Source organism: Streptomyces sp. NPDC000594 (assembly GCF_040299965.1).
Lineage (GTDB): Bacteria > Actinomycetota > Actinomycetes > Streptomycetales > Streptomycetaceae > Streptomyces.
In genome coordinates, this window is record NZ_JBEPCY010000012.1 from 171,519 (window position 1) to 191,839 (window position 20,321).

General features: G+C 71.6%; 17 protein-coding genes. 5 read left to right on the top strand and 12 right to left on the bottom strand.

Annotation, left to right across the window (positions count from 1 at the left end):
* The first annotated feature begins 40 nt into the window (after nt 1–40).
* The 3 genes from ABT354_RS19135 to ABT354_RS19145 all read left to right on the top strand — a co-directional run bounded on the left by ABT354_RS19135 (nt 41) and on the right by ABT354_RS19145 (nt 3,289).
* Complete coding sequence (locus ABT354_RS19135) at nt 41–1,327, top strand: MFS transporter (protein ID WP_351495179.1); 1,287 nt, start codon at nt 41–43, stop codon at nt 1,325–1,327.
* Nucleotides 1,328–1,580: 253 nt separating this feature from the next.
* A complete protein-coding gene (locus ABT354_RS19140; protein WP_351495266.1) occupies nt 1,581–2,213 on the top strand; it encodes a L,D-transpeptidase family protein in 633 nt (210 codons plus the stop codon).
* 86 nt (nt 2,214–2,299) lie between these two features.
* Nucleotides 2,300–3,289: a sigma-70 family RNA polymerase sigma factor gene (locus tag ABT354_RS19145; protein ID WP_351495181.1), complete on the top strand. Its 990-nt coding sequence runs from the start codon at nt 2,300–2,302 to the stop codon at nt 3,287–3,289.
* Between the two features lie 6 nt (nt 3,290–3,295).
* On the opposite strand, the gene ABT354_RS19150 is transcribed toward ABT354_RS19145, so the two are convergent.
* From ABT354_RS19150 to ABT354_RS19205, 12 genes are all read right to left on the bottom strand, one after another.
* Nucleotides 3,296–3,610, bottom strand: coding sequence for an STAS domain-containing protein (locus ABT354_RS19150; RefSeq protein ID WP_351495183.1), 315 nt, complete (start codon nt 3,608–3,610; stop codon nt 3,296–3,298).
* Nucleotides 3,611–3,732: 122 nt separating this feature from the next.
* A complete protein-coding gene (locus ABT354_RS19155; RefSeq protein WP_351495185.1) occupies nt 3,733–5,010 on the bottom strand; it encodes a thymidine phosphorylase in 1,278 nt (425 codons plus the stop codon).
* 143 nt (nt 5,011–5,153) lie between these two features.
* The gene (locus ABT354_RS19160) at nt 5,154–5,624 is read right to left on the bottom strand and encodes a cytidine deaminase (protein WP_351495187.1); all 471 of its coding nucleotides are present in this window, start codon (nt 5,622–5,624) and stop codon (nt 5,154–5,156) included.
* A complete protein-coding gene (locus ABT354_RS19165) occupies nt 5,621–6,910 on the bottom strand; it encodes an ABC transporter permease (RefSeq protein WP_351495189.1) in 1,290 nt (429 codons plus the stop codon). Before ABT354_RS19165 ends, ABT354_RS19160 begins: the two co-directional genes overlap by 4 nt.
* Entirely contained in the window at nt 6,907–8,019 is a 1,113-nt protein-coding gene (locus ABT354_RS19170) for an ABC transporter permease (protein ID WP_351495191.1), read from the bottom strand. Before ABT354_RS19170 ends, ABT354_RS19165 begins: the two co-directional genes overlap by 4 nt.
* On the bottom strand, nt 8,016–9,644 hold the full coding sequence (locus ABT354_RS19175) for an ABC transporter ATP-binding protein (protein WP_351495268.1): 1,629 nt from the start codon (nt 9,642–9,644) through the stop codon (nt 8,016–8,018). Before ABT354_RS19175 ends, ABT354_RS19170 begins: the two co-directional genes overlap by 4 nt.
* A 157-nt stretch (nt 9,645–9,801) precedes the next feature.
* Nucleotides 9,802–10,860 (bottom strand): BMP family lipoprotein, encoded by a 1,059-nt coding sequence (locus tag ABT354_RS19180; protein WP_351495193.1) that lies wholly within the window; start codon nt 10,858–10,860, stop codon nt 9,802–9,804.
* A 312-nt stretch (nt 10,861–11,172) separates the two neighbouring features.
* On the bottom strand, nt 11,173–12,402 hold the full coding sequence (locus ABT354_RS19185; protein WP_351495270.1) for an amidohydrolase: 1,230 nt from the start codon (nt 12,400–12,402) through the stop codon (nt 11,173–11,175).
* A gap of 281 nt (nt 12,403–12,683) precedes the next feature.
* Entirely contained in the window at nt 12,684–13,712 is a 1,029-nt protein-coding gene (locus ABT354_RS19190; protein ID WP_351495195.1) for a hypothetical protein, read from the bottom strand.
* Between the two features lie 200 nt (nt 13,713–13,912).
* On the bottom strand, nt 13,913–14,890 hold the full coding sequence (locus ABT354_RS19195; protein ID WP_351495197.1) for an N-acetylneuraminate synthase family protein: 978 nt from the start codon (nt 14,888–14,890) through the stop codon (nt 13,913–13,915).
* A gap of 47 nt (nt 14,891–14,937) precedes the next feature.
* On the bottom strand, nt 14,938–16,158 hold the full coding sequence (locus tag ABT354_RS19200; RefSeq protein WP_351495199.1) for a cytidylyltransferase domain-containing protein: 1,221 nt from the start codon (nt 16,156–16,158) through the stop codon (nt 14,938–14,940).
* A 110-nt stretch (nt 16,159–16,268) separates the two neighbouring features.
* Entirely contained in the window at nt 16,269–17,612 is a 1,344-nt protein-coding gene (locus tag ABT354_RS19205) for a DUF6716 putative glycosyltransferase (protein WP_351495201.1), read from the bottom strand.
* Nucleotides 17,613–17,789: 177 nt separating this feature from the next.
* Between ABT354_RS19205 and ABT354_RS19210 the strand changes: the two genes are divergently transcribed.
* Both ABT354_RS19210 and ABT354_RS19215 read left to right on the top strand, forming a co-directional pair.
* Complete coding sequence (locus ABT354_RS19210; protein ID WP_351495272.1) at nt 17,790–18,770, top strand: glycosyltransferase family 2 protein; 981 nt, start codon at nt 17,790–17,792, stop codon at nt 18,768–18,770.
* The gene (locus tag ABT354_RS19215; protein ID WP_351495203.1) at nt 18,770–20,137 is read left to right on the top strand and encodes an alpha-2,8-polysialyltransferase family protein; all 1,368 of its coding nucleotides are present in this window, start codon (nt 18,770–18,772) and stop codon (nt 20,135–20,137) included. The genes ABT354_RS19210 and ABT354_RS19215 overlap by 1 nt, the downstream gene beginning before the upstream one ends.
* Nucleotides 20,138–20,321 lie beyond the last annotated feature (184 nt).

Here is a 20,321-nt window from a genome sequence, read left to right on the forward strand (position 1 = left end):
GCATTGGACGCATGAAAAGGTTCGGTCGTACGTTCGTGGCATGCCTGCTGCCAGTACCAAGGCGTCCACCACGGTGGGCGCCGCCGCCGACCCCGCTTCCTCCCTCCTCGCCCCGGGCCGCCCCGGCTACCGCCGGATGAGCCTCGCGCTCTTCGCCGCCGGTGTGGCGGCCTTCGCCCTCCTCTACTCCACGCAGGCACTGCTGCCCGCGATCTCCGCCGACTACGGCGTGAGCGCGTCGGCGGCGAGCTGGACGGTCTCGGCCGCGACGGGCGCGCTGGCCCTCTTCGTCCTGCCGCTCTCGGCGCTCTCCGAGCGCTACGGGCGGCGCACCATGATGACGCTCTCCCTCACCGTCGCCGTCGGCCTCGGGCTGCTGGTGCCCTTCGCGCCGAGCCTGGAGTGGCTGGTGGCGCTGCGGGCCCTCCAGGGCGCGGCGCTGGCCGGGCTGCCCGCCTCCGCGATGGCCTATCTCGCCGAGGAGGTGCGGCCCAAGGCGCTGGTCGCCGCGATCGGTCTCTTTGTCGCGGGCAACAGCGTCGGCGGGATGAGCGGCCGGATCGTCACCGGCTGGGCGTCCCAGCTCTGGGGCTGGCGGGCGGGGCTGCTCGCGGTCGGTCTGCTGGCGCTCCTGGGCGCGGTCGCCTTCCGGCTGCTGCTCCCGAGGCCCCAGCACTTCACCGCCGGGACGCTGAGCCCCCGGGCGCTGGCGGCGACCGTGCGCGGCCATCTGTCGGATCCGCTGCTGCTGCGGCTGTACGCGATCGGCGCGCTCTTCATGACCGTCTTCGGCGCGGTCTACACGGTGATCGGCTACCGGCTGGTGGCGGAGCCGTTCGGTCTCGCACAGGGTGTGGTGGGCTCGGTCTTCCTCGTCTATCTCGTCGGTACCGCCTCCTCGGCGGCGGCGGGGCGGCTGGTGAACCGGCTCGGCCGGCGCGGGGCGCTCTATCTGGCGGTCACCACCACGGCGGCGGGGCTGCTGCTCTCCCTCTCCACCGAGCTGGTGATGGTGCTGGCCGGTCTGGTGCTGATCACGGCGGGCTTCTTCGCCGGGCACGCGGTCGCCTCGGCGGCGGTGAGCCGTACCGCCACCACCGGCCGGGCGCAGGCGTCCGCGCTCTACCAGTCGGCGTACTACCTGGGCAGCAGCGTCGGCGGCACCCTGGGGGCCATCGCCTTCCACTCCGGCGGCTGGGCCGGGACGGTGGGGCTGGCGCTGCTGGCGGTCGCCGGAGTCGTCTCGATCACCCTCTACGGCACCCGGGTGGCGCGCGCCGAGCGGCGCTCGCTGGTGGTGGCGGGCTCGGTGCCGGTGGCCCGCTGAGCCGTCGGCGGCGTCGACATCGGCGATCCACTGATCCATTTTCCGCCAACCTGCCCGCGATGTAGCGAGATCGAGACATTTTCCCGTACAACGGGGGGTCCCGTATCGTCGTCGTACGGTGTGAGCAACCGCACTCCAGCGGTGTGCGAAGGGGGAGTTGAGAGTGGTGGGGAACGTGATACGTGAGGGACGGAGATCGGCGCGCCGGGCGGGTGTGCTGCTCGGTCTGACCGGGCTGCTGGTACCGCTGACGATGGCGATCGGCGCCGGTCCGGCCGCCGCGGCGCCCGCGTGCAACGCGAAGAAGGGCCCGCATCAGAAGCAGGTGGAGAAGTTCCTGGGCCGCCCGGTGGACGGCAAGCAGTCCAAGGCCGACTGCCGGGCGATCCGGGCCTTCCAGCAGAAGCACGGCATCAGCCCGGGGATCGGCTACGCGGGCCCGCTCACCTGGCAGGTCATGAACACGATGATCCAGCAGGACGCGGCCGGGAAGAACCCCAACAAGGCGGGCAAGTGCCCGGTGAACAAGGGCCGGATCGCCTGTGTCGACCTCACCCGCCAGCTGAGCTGGATCCAGGACGGCAGGACGCTGAAGTTCGGCCCGGTGCCGGTGCGGACCGGACGGGACGGCGAGGAGACCCGTGGCGGGCTGAAGCAGATCTACTGGCGGAACATCGACCATGTCTCGTCCATCTATGACGTGCCGATGCCGTACGCGCAGTTCTTCGACGGCGGGCAGGCGTTCCACTCGACCACCAAGTCGATGTGGAATCCGCCGGGGTCGGCCGGGTGCGTCAATATGCGTCCCTCGGATGCCAAGACCTACTGGAACATGCTGAAGAACGGCGACGACGTGTATGTCTACGGCCGGAAGCCCGGCACCTGAGCCACCGCGGCCGGTCCGCTCCGGTAGGTTGCCCGCCACAGCGGTAGTGGCTCGACGGCCAGGGGTGACAGGGGTGGGTGGACCCGATGGGTGACGCGGCGACGGGGCAGGGCCTCGACACGGAGTTGGAGAAGTACCGGCGGGAGCTGACGGGGTACTGCTACCGGATGCTCGGCTCGTCCTTCGAGGCGGAGGACGCGGTCCAGGACACGCTGGTACGGGCCTGGCGGAGCCTGGACGGGTTCGAGGGGCGTTCGTCGCTGCGGTCCTGGCTGTACCGCATCGCGACGAACGTCTGTCTCGACATGCTGCACGCGGGCAACCGCCGGGCCCGCCCGATGGATCTGTCCGCGCCCACCCCGGTCGACCGGGCGCAGCTGCGGACCCGTCCGGAGGAGACCTGGCTGGAGCCGGTGCCCGACGGGCGGATCCTGCCGTCGGTGGCGGACCCGGCGGAGCGGGCGGTGCAGCGGGAGACCATCCGGCTGGCCTTTGTCGCCGCCCTCCAGCATCTGCCGCCGAAGCAGCGGGCGGTGCTGATCCTCCGCGAGGTGCTGGCCTGGCAGGCGTCCGAGGTGGCACAGCTCCTGGACACCTCGGTGGCGGCGGTCAACAGCGCGCTCCAGCGGGCGCGGGCGACCCTGGCGGAGTCGCCGCCCGCGCGGAGCGACCCCGCCGACCCCCTGGACGAGGAGCAGCGCAAGCTGCTGGAGCGGTATGTGGCCGCGTTCGAGGGGTACGACATGGAGGCCCTGAAGCGGGTCCTGCACGATGACGCGACCCTCTCCATGCCGCCGTACGACCTGTGGCTGCGGGGCCACGAGAACATCGTGGGCTGGCTGCTGGGCACCGGCTCGGTCTGTATCGGCTCCCGGCTGGTGCCGACGACCGCCAATGGGATGCCCGCCTTCGCCCACTACCACGTGGCGGAGGACGGCCTGCCGGGTCACACCGCCTGGGCGCTGATGGTGATGGATCTGCGCGAGGGGCGGGTCGCCGGGATCCATTCCTTCCTGGACACCGCGCGGCTCTTCCCGCACTTCGACCTGCCGCTGCGGCTGGAGCCCGCCGGCTAGGAAACCCTAGGACGCCCCCGGGGGCTCGGCGAGGGAGCCGAGCCCCGTCAGGGCGAGCAGCTCCCGTATCCCGCTCCCCGCGTTCACCACCCGTACCTCCCGCCCGGCCCGCCGCGCGGTGAGCCGCAGCCTGGCCAGCGCCTCCACCACGGCGAGATCGGCCCGCTCCACGGCCCCGAGATCGCACACCACACTCCGCGCGCCACCCCCGTACAACGCGCTCAGCCGCGCACACAGCCCCGGCACATCCGCGAGCCCCACCCGCGCGGGCATCACCAGAACAGATCGGGGGCCGGTCTCCCCGGCGGTGTCAGCACTCATGCCCCCTGAGACCGGCGGGCCGTCCCCGACTCATCGGTGCGACCCGGGGTGAACGGGACCGGCGCGGGGCCGGGTCCCGTTCACCTGTACGGGTCGTGCGAGCCGGTACGGGAAACGCAGGGTCAGGCGATACGGTCCAGCACGATCGGGGAGGGGGTGAAGCCCGTGCCGGCGGGGGCGATGTCGTAGGACGAGCCCAGGGCGGCGAGGGCGTAGTCGAACTTCTCCGGGGTGTCCGTGTGCAGGGTCAGCAGGGGGGTGCCCGCGGTGACGGTGTCGCCGGGCTTGGCGTGGAGTTCGACGCCCGCGCCCGCCTGGACCGGGTCCTCCTTGCGGGCGCGGCCGGCGCCCAGGCGCCAGGCGGCGATGCCGATGTCATAGGCGTCGAGGCGGGTGAGGACACCCGAGGCGGGGGCGGTGATCACATGGCGCTCCCGGGCGGTGGGCAGCTCGGCGTCCGGGTCGCCGCCCTGGGCGGAGATCATCCGGCGCCAGACGTCCATCGCGGAGCCGTCCGCGAGCGCCTTCGCCGGGTCGGCGTCCTTGATTCCGGCCGCGTCCAGCATCTCCCGGGCGAGCGCCAGGGTCAGCTCCACCACATCGGCCGGGCCGCCGCCCGCGAGGACCTCGACGGACTCACGGACCTCCAGGGCGTTGCCCGCGGTGAGGCCGAGCGGGGTCGCCATGTCGGTGAGGAGCGCCACCGTGCGCACCCCGCTGTCGGTGCCCAGCGCGACCATGGTGGAGGCCAGCTCCCGGGCGTCCTCGATGTTCTTCATGAAGGCGCCGGAGCCGACCTTGACGTCCAGCACCAGGGAGCCGGTGCCCTCGGCGATCTTCTTGGACATGATGGAGGAGGCGATCAGCGGGATCGCCTCGACCGTGCCGGTGACATCGCGCAGCGCGTAGAGCTTCTTGTCGGCGGGGGCCAGCCCGTCGCCCGCCGCGCAGATCACCGCGCCGGTGGTGTCGAGGACGTCCAGCATCTCCTCGTTGCTCAGCAGCGCCCGCCAGCCGGGGATGGACTCCAGCTTGTCCAGGGTGCCGCCGGTGTGGCCGAGGCCCCGGCCGGAGAGCTGCGGCACGGCCGCGCCGCACGCGGCGACCAGCGGGGCGAGCGGCAGGGTGATCTTGTCGCCGACCCCGCCGGTGGAGTGCTTGTCGGCGGTGGGACGGGAGAGCGTGTCGAAGTTCATCCGCTCACCGGAGGCGATCATGGCCGCGGTCCAGCGGGCGATCTCGGTGCGGTTCATGCCGTTGAGCAGGATCGCCATCGCCAGGGCGGACATCTGCTCGTCGGCGACCACGCCCCGGGTGTAGGCGTCGATGACCCAGTCGATCTGCTCGGGGCTCAGCTCGCCCCGGTCCCGCTTGGTGCGGATGACGGAGATGACGTCCATGGGTTTCCTCCAGAGTCGCGGCTCGCGCTCTCTACGCGCATAGAGATCGACAGAGATCGATAGGGATCGGTAGAGACCGAGGGTAAGAGATGGAAAGGCAAAGGCCACGGCCCCTCCGGAGCGGAGGGGCCGTGGCGGTCGGCTCACGCCAGATGGCCGGGGCCGAACGGCTGGGGCAGCAGCTCCCCCAGGGTCACGATCCCGCCCGGGGTGTCGAGCAGCAGCTCGGCGCCCCCGAACTCGTACAGCAGCTGACGGCAGCGGCCACAGGGCACCAGGCTCGCACCCTGGCCGTCGACGCAGGTGAAGTGGGTCAGCCTGCCGCCGCCGGTGGCCTGGAGCCGGGAGACCAGACCGCACTCGGCGCAGAGCGAGAGGCCGTAGGAGGCGTTCTCGACATTGCAGCCGGTCACCGTCCGGCCGTCGGCCACCCGGGCCGCCGCACCGACCGCGAAGCCCGAGTAGGGCGCGTACGCGTGGGCCATCGCCGCGCGTGCCGCCTCCCGCAGGGCCTCCCAGTCGGCGGCCGGGTCGGGCCCGGCCGGGTCGGACGGGGGCGTGTGGGCCCCGGGCCGGCCGGCGGCATCGGCCGGCTCGGCTCCGGGCGGGGTCACTTCCCCTGCCCCTTCCGGTACCGCATACCGTCCGCCTTGGGCATCCTCAGCCGTTGCGCGGAGAGCGACAGCACCAGCAGCGTCACCACATACGGCGTGGCGGTCACGAACTCGGTCGGCACGGTGTCGGTGCCCAGGTACCAGACCAGGACCAGGGCGCCGATGGCCGCGCTGACGGCCGCCTGGAGGTAGCTGTTGCGGTAGAACTTCCAGATCGCCAGGCCGATGAGGACCACGACGAGCAGCAGGAGCAGCGCGTGGACGGACTGGCCGCCGTTGCGGAGCTGGAGGGCGTCGGCGTAACCGAAGAGCCCCGCGCCCATGGCGAGACCGCCGGGCCGCCAGTTACCGAAGATCATCGCCGCGAGGCCGATGTAGCCGCGTCCGCCGGTCTGGCCCTCGTTGTAGATGTGCGAGGTGACCAGGGAGAGGAAGGCGCCGCCGAGGCCGGCCATACCACCGGAGATGATCACGGCGATGTACTTGTACTTGTACACATTGACGCCGAGGGACTCCGCCGCGATCGGGTTCTCGCCGCAGGAGCGCAGCCGCAGACCGAAGGCGGTCTTCCACAGCACCAGGAAGGTCGCGACGAAGAGCAGCGCCGCCACGATCGTCAGCAGCGAGACATTGGTGACCAGGCCGCCGAGGATCCCGGCGAGGTCGGAGACGAAGAACCACTCATGGTTCTCGATCGTCTTCAACCAGTCCGAGACCCCGGGCAGGGTGACCGTGGTGATGCTGTCCGACGGCGGGGACTGCTTGGGGCTGCCGCCCTTGGCCATCGCCTCGCCGCTGTTGAACCAGAGCTTGGCGAAGTAGGTGGTGAAGCCCAGCGCCAGGATGTTGATCGCGATACCCGAGATGATGTGGTCCACGCCGAAGGTGACCGTGGCCACCGCGTGCAGCAGACCGCCGAGCATGCCGCCCAGCACACCGGCGAGCACACCGATCCAGGGGTTGGTCTGCCAGCCGGCCCAGGCACCGAAGAAGGTGCCGAGGATCATCATGCCTTCGAGACCGATGTTGACGATGCCCGCACGCTCGGCCCAGAGACCGCCGAGACCGGCGAGACCGATCGGCACCGCCATCGCGAGCGCGGCGCTGATCTGGCCGGAGGAGGTGACGTCCTGGGCGCCGGTGATGGCCCGCACCGCGGCCAGGGCCAGCAGCGCGCCCGCGATGATCAGCAGGACGACGGGGAAGGAGAGGCGGACACGGCCGCCCTTGCCACCGCTCACCTTGGGGGCGGAGGGCGGCGGAGTGGAAGTCGCCGTGGCGCTCACGCCGACACCTCCTTCTGGTCGGAGTTACGGGCCTGGGCGGCGAGCTTGGCGCCGACCTGCCGCTGCTGGAGCTTGAGGCCGTAGCGGCGGACCACTTCGTAGGCGATGACGACGCACAGGACGATCACGCCCTGGATCACGCCGACGATCTCCTTGTCGTAGCCCTGGAATTCGAGCTGGCCGCTGCCGCGCTCCAGGAAGGCCCAGAGCAGCGCGCCGAGCGCGATGCCCACGGGGTGGTTGCGGCCGAGGAGGGCGATGGCGATACCGGTGAAGCCGATACCGAGCGGGAAGTCGCCGCTGTACTCGTAGCTCTCGTTGAGGAGCGTGGGCATACCGACCAGACCGGCCATGGCGCCGGAGATCAGCATGGAGGTGACGACCATGCGCTTGACGTTGACACCGCTGGCCTGCGCGGCCGAGCCGGACTGGCCGACGGTGCGCAGATCGAAGCCGAAGCGGGTACGGGAGAGGGTGAACCAGTACCCGACGCCCGCGATCACGGCGACCACGATGAAGCCCCAGACGGGCTCGGGCGTGGTCGGGAACTCGAAGAAGTGCGCGGACTCGGGCAGCGGATTCGTGGAGACCTTGGTCCCGGCGCTGTCCAGATGGCCCAGGCGGCCCTCCTGGAGGAGGTAGCCGATGATCGCGGTGGCGATGGCGTTCAGCATGATCGTGGAGACGACCTCGCTGACCCCCCGGGTGACCTTGAGGAGACCGGCGATACCGGCCCACATCGCGCCGACCAGCATGGCGCAGATGATGATCATCGGGATCTGGAACGGGGCCGGCAGGGTCACCGCGCCACCGAGGGCGGCGGCGAAGAAGGCCGCCAGCCGGTACTGACCGTCCACACCGATGTTGAACAGGTTCATCCGGAAGCCGACGGCGACCGCGATACCGGCGAGGTAGTAGGTCGTGGCCTTGTTCAGGATGTAGACCTGGCTGTCCGACTTCATGCCGTAGTCGAACATGATGCCGAAGGCGTTGAACGGCTCCTTGCCGGTCGCCAGCAGCACCACCGCGGTCACCAGGAAGGCGACGACGATCGCGAGCAGCGGGGCGGCGATCCCCAGGAGCAGACGCTCCTTGTCGAACTTCTTCATCGGTCCTCTCCCCCGTTCCGGGGGGCATCACCGTCTGCGGTGCCGTCGGAATGGTGTTCCAAATGGCCGGTGGCCGCGCCGGTCATGGCCGAGCCCAGCTCCTCCGGGGTGATCGTGGCGGGGTCGGCGTCCGCCACCAGGCGGCCTCGGTACATCACCCGCAGGGTGTCCGAGAGGCCGATCAGCTCATCGAGGTCGGCGGAGATCAGCAGGACCGCCAGGCCCTCCCGGCGGGCCGCCCGGATCTGGTCCCAGATCTGGGCCTGCGCGCCGACGTCCACACCCCGGGTGGGGTGGGCCGCGATCAGCAGCTTGGGGTTGTGGCTCATCTCCCGGCCGACGATCAGCTTCTGCTGGTTGCCGCCGGAGAGCGAGGCCGCGGTGACCTCGATACCGGGGGTGCGCACGTCGTACTCGCGCACGATCCGCTCGGTGTCGGCGCGGGCGGCCTTGAGGTCGAGGAAGGCGCCCTTGCTGTTGGGCTTCTCGGTGACATGGCCGAGGATGCGGTTCTCCCAGAGGGGGGCCTCCAGGAGCAGACCGTGCCGGTGGCGGTCCTCGGGGATGACCCCGATGCCGTCCTCACGGCGCCTGCGGGTGGGCAGCTGGGCGATGTCCGTGCCGTCGAGGGTGAGGACACCGGTGTCCAGCGGGCGCATGCCCATGATCGCCTCGACCAGCTCGGACTGGCCGTTGCCCTCCACTCCGGCGATGCCGAGGACCTCGCCCTTGTGGATGGTGAGGTCGATGCCGTCGAGGACCGCGCGGACGACACCGTCGGGGTCGGTCGCCGTCATCCGCAGATCCGCGACGGTGAGCATCGGGACATCGGTGACGGTGGACTCGCGGGTCTCCGGCGAGGGCAGCTCACTGCCCACCATCAGCTCGGCGAGCTGCTTGGGGGTGGTGGTCGCGGGGTCGGCGGTGCCGACCGTGGTGCCCCGGCGGATGACGGTGATGTCATCGGCGACCGAGAGCACCTCGCCCAGCTTGTGCGAGATGAAGATGACGGTCAGACCCTCGGCCTTCAGCTCCCGCAGATTGTCGAAGAGGGCGTCGACCTCCTGCGGCACCAGCACGGCGGTGGGCTCGTCCAGGATGAGGATGCGCGCGCCGCGGTAGAGGACCTTGAGGATCTCCACCCGCTGGCGGTCGGCGACACCAAGGTCCTCGACCATCGCGTCGGGCCGCACCTGGAGACCGTACGCGTCCGAGATCTCCTTGATCTTGGCGCGGGCCCGGTCGCCGATCCCGTACAGCTTCTCGGAACCGAGAACGACGTTCTCCAGGACCGTGAGGTAGTCGGCGAGCATGAAGTGCTGGTGCACCATGCCGATACCGCGGGCGATGGCGTCTCCGGGGTTGTGGAAGGAGACCTGCTCGCCGTCGATGGTGATGGTTCCCTCGTCCGGCTTCTGCATGCCGTAGAGGATCTTCATCAGGGTGGACTTGCCGGCGCCGTTCTCACCCACAAGGGCATGGACGGTACCGCGCGCGACGGTGATGTCGATGTCGTGATTGGCCACGACACCCGGGAAACGCTTGGTGATGCCGCGCAGCTCTACGGCGTGCGGACTGCTGGACGGTTTGATGGCGCACTCTCCAGGACAGGAGCGGAGGAGCAGAGGCGGGTCGGTGGCGAAAACTACCGCGTAGATCGGAAGCTACGCGCGTAGCGCCACCGAATCGTTGAAGAACCGGACGTATGGAGCGAGATCCCGCACGCGCGTCGGGGCCCGGAGACGGCTCGGCCGCACATCCGGACCCCGATGGCAGCGTGGATCAGGTGGTGGTCTTCACCTTGATGTCGCCCGCGACGATCTTCTTCTTGGCCTCGTCCAGCTTGCTCTGGATGTCCTTGAGGTGGTCACCCGTGGTGGTGAGGCTGACACCGTCCTCGGCGAGCGAGTAGGTGTGGACGCCGGTCAGCGGCTTGCCGTCCTTGACGGACTTGGCCAGCTCGAAGACGCCGGTGTCGACGTTCTTCACGACCGAGGTCAGGATCGAGGAGGCGTACTTCGACAGGGCCGGGTCCTTGGCCTGGTCGGAGTCGACACCGATGGCCCACGCGCCCTTCTTGGCGGCGACGGCCTCGATGGCGCCGGCGCCGGAGCCACCGGCGGCGGTGTAGATGATGTCGATGTTCTTGTCCAGCATGCCCTGGGCGGCGTGCTTGCCCTTGTCGGGGCTGCCGAAGCCGGAGAGGTCCGTACCGGTGGTCAGGTACTGGATCTGGACCGACGCCTTCGGGTTGGTCTCCAGGACGCCCTGCTCGAAGCCGGCCGCGAACTTCTTGATCAGCGGGAGGTCCACACCACCGATGAAGCCGACCTTGCCGTCCTTCGACTTCAGGGCGGCGGCGACACCGGCGAGGTAGGAGCCCTGCTCCTCGGTGAAGACGATGCTGTCGACGTTCTTGGCGTCGGAGACCGAGTCCACCAGACCGAAGGTGGTCTTCGGGAACTTGGGCGCGACCTTGTCGATCGAGTCCTTGTAGGCGAAGCCGACACCGATGACGGGGCTGAAGCCGCTCTCGGCGAGCGAGGCGAGGCGCGCCTCACGGTCGGCGGGGGTCTCGCCGTGCTTGGCGGTCAGCTCCTTGGTCTCGGCGCCCAGCTCGCTCTTGGCCTTGTCCAGGCCACGGGCGGCGGAGTCGTTGAAGGAGTTGTCGCCACGGCCGCCGACGTCGTAGGCCATGCCGATCTTCAGCTTGCCCTTGGCGTCCGCGCTGGCGTTGCTGGAGCCGGTGTCCTCGGTGGAGGACTCCCCGCAGGCGGTGGCGGTAAAGGCGAGGGCCGCGGTCGCGATGCACGCGGCAGTGATCTTGGATACCCGGCGCAAGAGGAGGGGTCCCTTCGAGACTGACCGAAAGCGCCTCTTCCGGCGCTGGTTTTGCGGCGATCGTAACGCGCGTAGATGTCAGTTAAAGCCCTGTTCATGAGTCGTTATCGGATCGTCGCGTACAGGCTCGCGTGGCGACCTGGTGCGGTGGGGCGGGTACGGCTACGGCAGTACGGGGGACCCCTCACCGGCCGTAGTCGACACGGCGGGCGGCCGGTCCGGGGGAGGCAGGGAGGACGGCCCCGGCCGGTCGGGCGGAGGGCCGGGCGGACGGCCCCGGGGCGCGGGGCCGTCCACTGCCGGCGGAGGCGGTCAGTCCCGGGGGACGTCCAGCAGGGCGGCGGCCGTGAACAGCTCCACCCCGACCTCGATCGCGTACTCGTCCACATCGAAGTCGCCCCGGTGGAGATCCCGCTGGATGTCGTCCCCCGGGGTGCGCACCCCCAGCCGGGCCATCGCCCCCGGCACCTGCTCCAGATACCAGGAGAAGTCCTCGCCGCCGAGGCTCTGCTCGGTGTCCTCGATCGCGGAGGCGCCCCGGCGGGCGGTCTGGGCCTCGCGCAGCAGCTCGGCCACGGCCGGGTCGTTGACCACGGGCGGAACGCCCCGTACATAGGTGATCTCGGTCTTCGCCCCGTACAGCCGCGCGATCTCGTCGATGGCGGTGTGCACCAGGTCGGGGGCGGCCCGCCAGCTGGGCAGGTCCAGGCAGCGCACGGTGCCGGACAGCTCGGCGTGCTGCGGGATGACATTGCAGGCGTGCCCGGCCTCGATCCGGCCCCAGGTGACGGCGAGGCCCGCACGGGTGTCCACCCGGCGCGCGAGCAGGGCCGGGACCTCGGTGGCCACCTTCGCCACGGCGGTCACCAGATCGGTGGTGAGATGCGGGCGGGCGGTGTGGCCGCCGGGGCCGTCCAGGCTGATCTCCAGCCGGTCGCAGGCGGAGGTGATGGCGCCCGCGCGCAGTCCGATCACCCCGGCGTCCACCCGGGGGTCGCAGTGCACCGCGATGATCTTCCCGACGCCCTCCAGCACCCCGGACTCGATGCTGTCGGTGGCACCGCCGGGCAGCACCTCCTCGGCGGGCTGGAAGATCAGCCGCACCGGGCGGGTCAGCAGCCCCTGACGGTCCAGCTCGGCGAGGACCAGACCGGCGCCGAGCACGGTGGTGGTGTGCACATCGTGGCCACAGGCATGGGCCCGGTCCGGGACGGTGGAGCGGTACGCGACCCCGGTCTTGGTGTCCGGAATGGGCAGCGCGTCGATGTCCGCGCGCAGGGCGAACAGCGGCAGCTCCGGTGTGCCGTCGCGTACCCCGATGTCACACATGAGCCCGGTGCCGGTGGACAGGACCCTCGGCCTCAGACCGGCCTTCTCCAGGCGGGCCTTGAGGGCGGCGGTGGTACGGAACTCCTGGTTGCCCAGCTCCGGGTGCATATGCAGATCGCGGCGGAAGGCGATCAGCTCGTCACGCAGGGCGGTGGACAGCGTGCCGGGCAGCGCGGCACTCCCGGGCAGATCGGTTGCGGGCTCGCGGGACATCAGCTTGTTCACCTGTTGAAGAGTAGGCCCAGACGGGTGCCAACTGGCCACTGATCAACAAAAGTTCCATCCGATAGGGGAAAGAAACACCGTACGAAGGGGCATGATCACAGGCCGCCATGGGTACACTGCGCGGCCCTCTCGAACGTACCCCACCTGCACGGACCCCGCCCCTCACCGGCGCCGCCGGGCGGGCCGGTGGCCGGGGCGGCGGCCCTCCGCCGAAACAGCGGCGGGGGCCGTCTCCCTCAGATGTCTTCCAGATCCGCTTCGTGATCCCTTCAGGCCGGGGCGGGCAGCCGCTGGACGCCCCGGGCGGTGCCGGTGACCGCCGCGAGGAAGCCCTCGGCCCGGGGCGAGACCCCCTCGGTGAGCCACTCCGGCGCGATGTCGCAGACGGCGACCTCGACGGCGGTACCGGCCAGGGCGAGCGGGAGGGTGTGCACCACGGTGGAGGGGAAGCTGAGCACGGTGGCGGCGACCGGGCCCCGGCGGGCCACCAGCTCCAGGGGCAGCTCGGGCCGGACGATCTCCAGACCGGTCAGCCGGGAGAGCCGCTGGAGCTTGCCGGGGCTCTCCCGGCGGTGGGCGAAATAGCGCCGGGCGCCCTGGGCGCGGGCCAGCCGCCGGACCGCCTCCGCGTACCGGGCGTCGTCCACCACCCCGGTCTCCACCAGCGATGTGCCGACCAGATCGGCCCCGGCGAGCAGGGTGGGCGGCCCGAAGCGCGCCCGGGTCCAGCCGAAGAGGTTGGGGGTGACGGTGATGCCCTCGGGCGCCGTCCCCAGCGGCATCGCGGTGAAGACCTCCACCTCGCGGCCGGGGCGGGGGGCGAGACGGCGGCGGGCCAGCAGGCTCACCGGGGCGAGCAGCCGCTCCCGGGCGCCGCCGGTGCCGCGCCGGTGCCAGCGCACCAGCCGCTCGCCCCGGGCCAGCTGGGCGGCGAACTCCATGGTGGCGGTGCCGTCGTCCACCACGGTCAGCTCCTGGTCGCCCGCGAGGGTGAGCAGCAGCTGTACATAGCGCGAGAAGGGGTCGCCGACGACGATCCGGTCGGCGCTGCGGAGCATCGGCGCCAGCTCGCGCACGGTGCGCAGCGGGGCGGTGGGCCCGCCTCTGGCCTCCTGCCAGCGGACGGTGAAGCCCTCGTCGCGGGCCAGCTCGGCCATGCGGCGCAGCTGGCCCCGGGAGAGCGGGTCGGTGGGAGAGAGGACCACCACGGTCACCGCCTCGGGGGCGTACGGCCGGGTATGGGCCCATTCCAGGACATTGAGGAGCTGGACCGGGCTCTCGACAAAGGCGAGATTCACTGCGGATCACCTCGTTGGGGGAGGGCGTCTGCGGTCGGGGCCTCAGGGACCCGGGGGTACGGGGAAGGCGTACCGGGGTGTACGGGGGTGTGCGGGGGTACGGGGGTACGGGGGTGTGCGGGGCCGGATGTCCGGTGTCGGCCGCCGGGCATCCGGCCCGTCGTGGTGGCGGGGGGGGGCGGGACGGGTGACGGCCGGGTTCAGACGGCGACGGGCTCGCGGTCGTCGGCGCCGGTTTCGACTGCGGCTTCGGCTCCCGCTTCGGCTTCGGCTTCGGCTTCGGCTTCGGCGACGACGCCCGTGACCCGGCGGAGCTTGCGCATCGGGGCCTGCTCGGACTCGTACACCCGCTTCACCCCGTCCCCGAGGGCGGCCTCGATGGTGCGGATGTCCCGGACCAGCCGGGCGAGGCCCCCCGGCTCGACGGAGGCGGCCTGGTCGGAGCCCCACATCGCGCGGTCGAGGGTGATGTGCCGCTCCACGAAGACCGCGCCGAGGGCGACGGCGGCGAGGGTGGTCTGGAGCCCGGTCTCATGGCCGGAGTAGCCGATGGGGACGTTCGGGTAGGCGTCCTGGAGGCTCCGGATGACGTTGAGGTTCAGCTCCTCGGCGCGGGCGGGGTAGGTCGAGGTGGCGTGGCAGAGGACGATGTTGTCGCTGCCCAGCACCTCCACCGCGTGGCGGATCTGGCGTGGGGTGGACATCCCGGTGGAGAGGATGACGGTCCGGCCGGTGGCGCGCAGCGCCCGCAGCAGCTCGTCGTCGGTGAGGGAGGCGGAGGCCACCTTGTGGGCGGGTACGTCGAACTTCTCCAGGAAGGCGACGGCCTCGGTGTCCCACGGGGAGGCGAACCAGTCGATGCCGCGCTGGGCGCAGTAGGCGTCGATCCGGCGGTACTCCTCCTCGCCGAACTCGACGCGGTGGCGGTAGTCGATGTAGGTCATGCGGCCCCAGGGGGTGTCGCGCTCGATGTCCCACTGGTCGCGCGGGGTGCAGATCTCCGGGGTGCGCTTCTGGAACTTGACGGCGTCGCAGCCGGCCTCGACGGCGGCGTCGATGAGGGCGAGGGCGTTGTCCAGGTCGCCGTTGTGGTTGATGCCGATCTCGCCGGTGACATAGACGGGGCGGCCGGGTCCGGCGGTCCGGGTGCCGAGGGTGCGCAGACGGGAGGTGCTCATGGGGTGGTTCCTTACGTGATGAGGGGTTTCGGGGAGGGTGTGGGTGGTCAGGGGTGCGGGGTGAGGGAGGGGCCGAGCAGCCATCCGGCGATCTCCCGGACCGCGCCCCGGCCGCCGGGGGTGACGGTGACCGCGCGGGCCGCCGCCCGTACCGGCGCATGGGCGTCGGCGACCGCGACGGGCCAGCCGACCAGGCCGAAGCAGGGCAGATCGTTGACGTCGTTGCCCGCGTAGAGGACCCGCCCGGGGTCGATGCCCCGCTCCGCGCACCACTCCTTGAGGGCCAGGTCCTTGCGGTCGATGCCCTGGAGTACGGGGATGTGGAGCTTGCGCCCCCGGGCGGCGACCACCGGGTTCCGTTCGGTGGAGAGGATCAGCAGATCGAGACCGGCCGCGCGGAGCCGGGCGATACCGAGCCCGTCGCCCCGGTGGACGGAGACGGTCTCCCGGCCGTCGGCGTCGATCTGGGCGCGGTCGTCGGTCTGGGTGCCGTCGAAGTCCAGGACGACGGCGTCGATGTCGTCGCGGGTGGGGAGTGCGGGGGCACCGGCCGGGCCGGCGGCGTCCAGCAGCGGGGCGAGGGCGCGGGCCCGGTCGAGATCGTGCGGGTCGTCGATCTCCAGCACCCGGGCGGGGTCGGTGCGGACGAGGGCGGTCCGGCCGAAGAAGCGGTGCCGGGCGGTCCGGAAGCCCCGGGCGTCCATGGCGTAGGCGGCGCCGGTCTCCAGATAGTCCTGGGGCCGGTCCTGGCGGCGGGGCCGGACGGCGGGATCGTGGTTGACCCCCGTACCGCCCGTATCCCCCGTACCGCCCCCGCCGTTGTCTCCCGGGGCCGCGCGCCAGACGAAGCCGTGGAAGGGGGCCACGGTCACGGCGGTGTCGGCGCCGCCCTCCGCCACGGCGGCGGCCACGCCCGCCACGTCCTCGCGGGTGAGGAAGGGGCTGGTGCACTGCACCAGGAGGACCGTGTCCACCCGGGTGCCGCGCAACTCCTCGAAGGTGTCCAGCGCGTGCAGCACCGCCGACTCGCTGGTCGCGGTGGGGCCCGCGAGCGCGGCGGGCCGGATCACCGCCAAGGCGCCCGCCTCGCGGGCGGCGGCGGCGATCCCGGGGTCGTCGGTGGTGACCACGACATCGGTGACGGGCCCGGCGGCGAGGCACTCCCGTACCGCCCTGGCCACCAGGGGGACGCCCCCCACGGGTGCGAGGTTCTTGCCGGGGACGCCCTGGGAGCCGCCCCGGGCGGGGATCACGGCGAGGACGGTCATGCGCTGCTCTCCTGAGATGGTCGGTACGGAGTCGTTCGGTACGGGACCGGTCGGCACGGAGTCGTTCGGTACGGGGTCCGTATGGCCCGGATCGGGGGCCGGGGGCGGGGTCACAGCTCGCCCATCCGGCGGATGACGGGCGCGACCCGCTGGACGCCCTGCCGGTACGCGCCGCGCGCGGCCCCCCGTACCGCCTCGCGCATCACCCGGCGCACCCCGTTCCCGGGCGCGGTGTCCCCCGCCGCTCCCGCCGTCTCCGGGCCGGGCAGTGGGGTGCCGTCGGGGGCGAGCCGGTGGCGGGCGAGTATCCCGGGGAGATAGCCGGGTGCGCTGGTGAGCGTGTAGTACGGCCGGATCGGCGGCAGCGGCGGGCCCGCGAGGAGCCGGGTCAGCCGCTCCCGGACGGTGTCGAAGGCGGTGGCGTACCGCCCGTCGGCCGCCACCCCCTGGAGCGCCAGCCAGCGCGGATCGGGCACCGGCCGGTGCCCGGCGTCCAGCCGGTCGAAGCTGGTGAGCAGCCCGGAGCCGATGAAGTGGTGGTTGCCATGGGCCTCACGGATGCCGAGATCGGTGAGGACGGCGGTGGGGATGCCCCGGTGCAGGGCCTCCAGGGCGGCCGTGGAGGAGAGGGTGACCAGCAGATCGGTCCGGTCCAGTACCTCGCCCATATGGCCGTGGACCAGTCGGAGGTTGGGCGGCGGACCGCCGGGGATCCGGGCGGCGAGCCGCTGGTACGGGAGTTCTTCGAGGTGGGTGGTGTGCTCACCGGGGCGGGAGCGCAGCTTGACCAGCACCTCACGGCCGGGGTGCAGCCGGGCGTGCCCGATGAGCCGTTCCAGGATGTACGAGCGGTCGGCGCGGCTCGCGGGGACGGAGGGCTGGGTGGCGAAGCACAGGGTGTCCCGGCCGGCCTCGGGCCGGTAGGGGTCACCGCCGAGGAACGGCAGCGCGGCCTCGGCCACGGGGGACGGATCGGCGCCGACCCCCTCGTACACCGCACGGAAGCGCTCCGCGTCCTGACGGGAGTTGGCGAGGACGAGATCGGCGCCATGGCGCAGCAGCAGCCCGTCGGCGAGCTTCTCGTACACCACCCCGACATAGCCGGTGACCACGACGGGACGGGGGTCGGGGGCGAGCGCGGCCAGACCGTGGAGCATGGCCTGGACACCGCCGCCGACCAGGGCGAGGACGATCACGTCGTATCCCTCGGCCACGACGGCCCGCAGGAATTCGGTGCCGGTCACCTCGCGTGGCGCCGTCGCCTCGGCGCCGATCTCGGCAAGCTGGCGGGCGGTGGGGGTGGCCCGGCCGCGCAGCAGGAAGCCGGTCGGCGCGGGGGCCTCGGGGGCGATGCGGCGGGCGGTGAGCGCGCCCCATTTCCACCGGGTGTCGGAGTCGGCGAGCACGGCGACCCGGGGGGTCCCGCGTTCGGCCTCGCTGGTAGGTGATGGCACACCGAGGACGCTAGAAATCGATTCCGTTGACCGGCCCAACTCGATCGCAACGGATGGTTAACAGCGCGCCTACGCATGGGGACCCGGGTTCGGGAAACGTGATCGTCGCTCTTCGTTCATCTGCCATCCGCCTGATGGAAAGAGCGGATGACGGCGAGGGTCCATAAGGTCATGCGGGTGGTCAAGCTCTCCGTCATCGTGCCGTTCTACAACGTCCGGGCATACGCGTCAGAAACTCTGCGAAGTCTTCGGCTCAATGCCCGGGAGGACTATGAATTCCTGCTGGTCGACGACTGTTCGACGGACGGCACCGACGGGATACTGGAACGCGCGGCGGAGGAGATCCCCGGTGCCCGGCTGATCCGGCACGAGCGCAACGGCGGTCTGGCGACCGCGCGCAACACCGGTCTGGACGCGGCGCGCGGCGACTTTCTCGCCTTTCTGGACGGGGACGACTGGGTGGCGCCCGGCCACTTCGCCGGTTTGCTGGCGGCGCTGGAGGAGCTGGACTGCGCCTTCGTCCGTACCGACCATGTGCAGTGCACCGCCAGGGCCCGGACCGTGTGCCGGGTGCCGGTGGGGCGGCGCGGTGAGGTGCTCGACCCCCGGGACACGATTCTCCCGGCGGACCGTTCCACCGCCGTCGACTATCCGTACGCCTGGGCCGGAATGTATCGCCGGGAGCTGCTGGAAAAGGGGCTTCTGCACTTCACCGACGGATTGCGGACCGCCGAGGACCGGCCCTGGATCTGGCGTCTGCACCGGGAGGCGGATTCCTTTGCGGTGGTCAGTGGTTTGAGCATCTTCTACCGCCGGGGAATCGCCTCCTCATTGACGCAGATAGGCGATGTCCGGCAGCTGGATTTCCTTCGGGCTTTCGATCAGGTACTGGCGGAGACGGCGGCCGACCGGGATTCCGCGCGGCTGCTGCCGAAAGCGGTCCGTACATATTGCGCGGTAATGGCCCATCATCTGGGATCGGACCGTTTCGAGCCCGCCGTGGCACGTGCGCTGCGTGCACAGGGCGGGGCGGCGCTGCGGCGGATGCCCCAGGATGTGCTGGACGAGGTGCTGGGCGCGATGGGCGGGGAGCGGGCCGGACGGCTGCGCCGGCTGCGTCGCCGTCATCCGCTGACCGGTGCGGAGGTGGCGGCGTGATGGCGCGGCGGACCACGCAGATCTTCTACGCCTCCTCGCTGTACGGGATCGCGACGCTGGCGGCGGCGATCGACAGCGGGGCCTTTCCGGCGGCGGACCGGCGGCTGCTGCTGGTCGCCAATAACGCGGTGGTGCCGGAGACCTCGCCCGGGCCGACCCAGATGCCGGGGTTCGAGCGGCTTCGCGGGCGCTTCGACGAGGTGGTGTCCTGGAACGAGACGATCGCCCCGTTCCATCCGGGGGGCTGGACCCCGCGCGCGGACGACCGTCCGCTGTGGAGCCGCCAGCTGCGGATGCTCTGGGGGCTGGGTGAGGACAGGATCGAGCTGGCCGTGGAGTCGATCCAGGTCAGCCCGGGGCTGACGATCGCCCAGCTCTTCCCGGACGCGGCGCTGGATGTGTACGCGGATGGGCTGATGAGTTACGGGCCGACGCGGAACAGGATCGATCCGCTGGTGGGCGAGCGGGTACGGCGGGTGCTCCACCCCGATCTGGTGCCGGGCCTCGAACCGCTGCTGCTGGCGGAGTTCGGGGCGGTGGCGGAGGTGGTGCCGTCGGACGCGCTGGTGAAGGTGTTCCAGGAGCTGGCCCTGGCGGAGCCGTCGTCCCCGGGGGAGCCGTTGTCCCTGGCGGAGTCCGATGGCGGGCGGGCGCTGCTGCTCGGCCAGTATCTGGCGGCGCTGGGCATCCTCACCGCCGACGAGGAGGAGGAGCTGCATCTGCGGATGGTGCGCGGAGCGGTCGCGCGGGGCCATCGCCGGCTCCTCTTCAAGCCGCATCCGACGGCGCCCGCCGCCTGGACCCGCGCCCTGGAGCAGGAGGCGGCGGCGCTGGACGCGGAGCTGGAGGTGGTGGAGCGGCCCGTCCTCGCGGAGGTGGTCTGTCTGCGGGAGCGGCCCGCGCTGGTGGTGGGGTGCTTCTCGACGGCGCTGATGACGGCGTCCCGGCTCTTCGGCCTGGCGGTGGCCCGGGTGGGGACCGGACCGCTGCTCGACCGGCTGGCGCCGTACCAGAACAGCAACCGGGTGCCGCTGACGATCGTCGACGCGGTGGTGCCTTCGCTGGCACCGTCGGACGGGGACGCGGCCGGGCCGGGTTCCGGGGGCGAAGGTCCGTACCGGGACCTGCCCGGGCTGGTGGCGGCGGTCGGCTTCGCCATGCAGCCGCAGATCAGGCCGGATCTGCGGGAGCGGGCCGAGCGCTTTCTCGCGGAGCGGTCGGGGGAGGCGCGGACGCGCCGCTACTTCAAGCGGCGGCGGCTGACCGCGCTGGGGCTGCCCGGCGGGGTCCCGGTGCCCCGGAACGCAGCCGTCCGGGAGGTGATCCGCCGCGCCCGCCGTCTGAAGCGCGCGGCTGCCCGCCGCTGACGCCCCTGGCCGGCTGGCCCGACCCATGAGGGTGAATGGTTCACTTTTGCCCATTGATGTCCGACCCACGAACCGCTGTCGGGACGCCCATGGACGATCATGGGGGGTCCGGTACGCCGCACAAGGGGCCCAAGGTCCCTGTGCGCGAAGCCGCCGCACACCGCAGGCTTGAGCCGGGACCCAC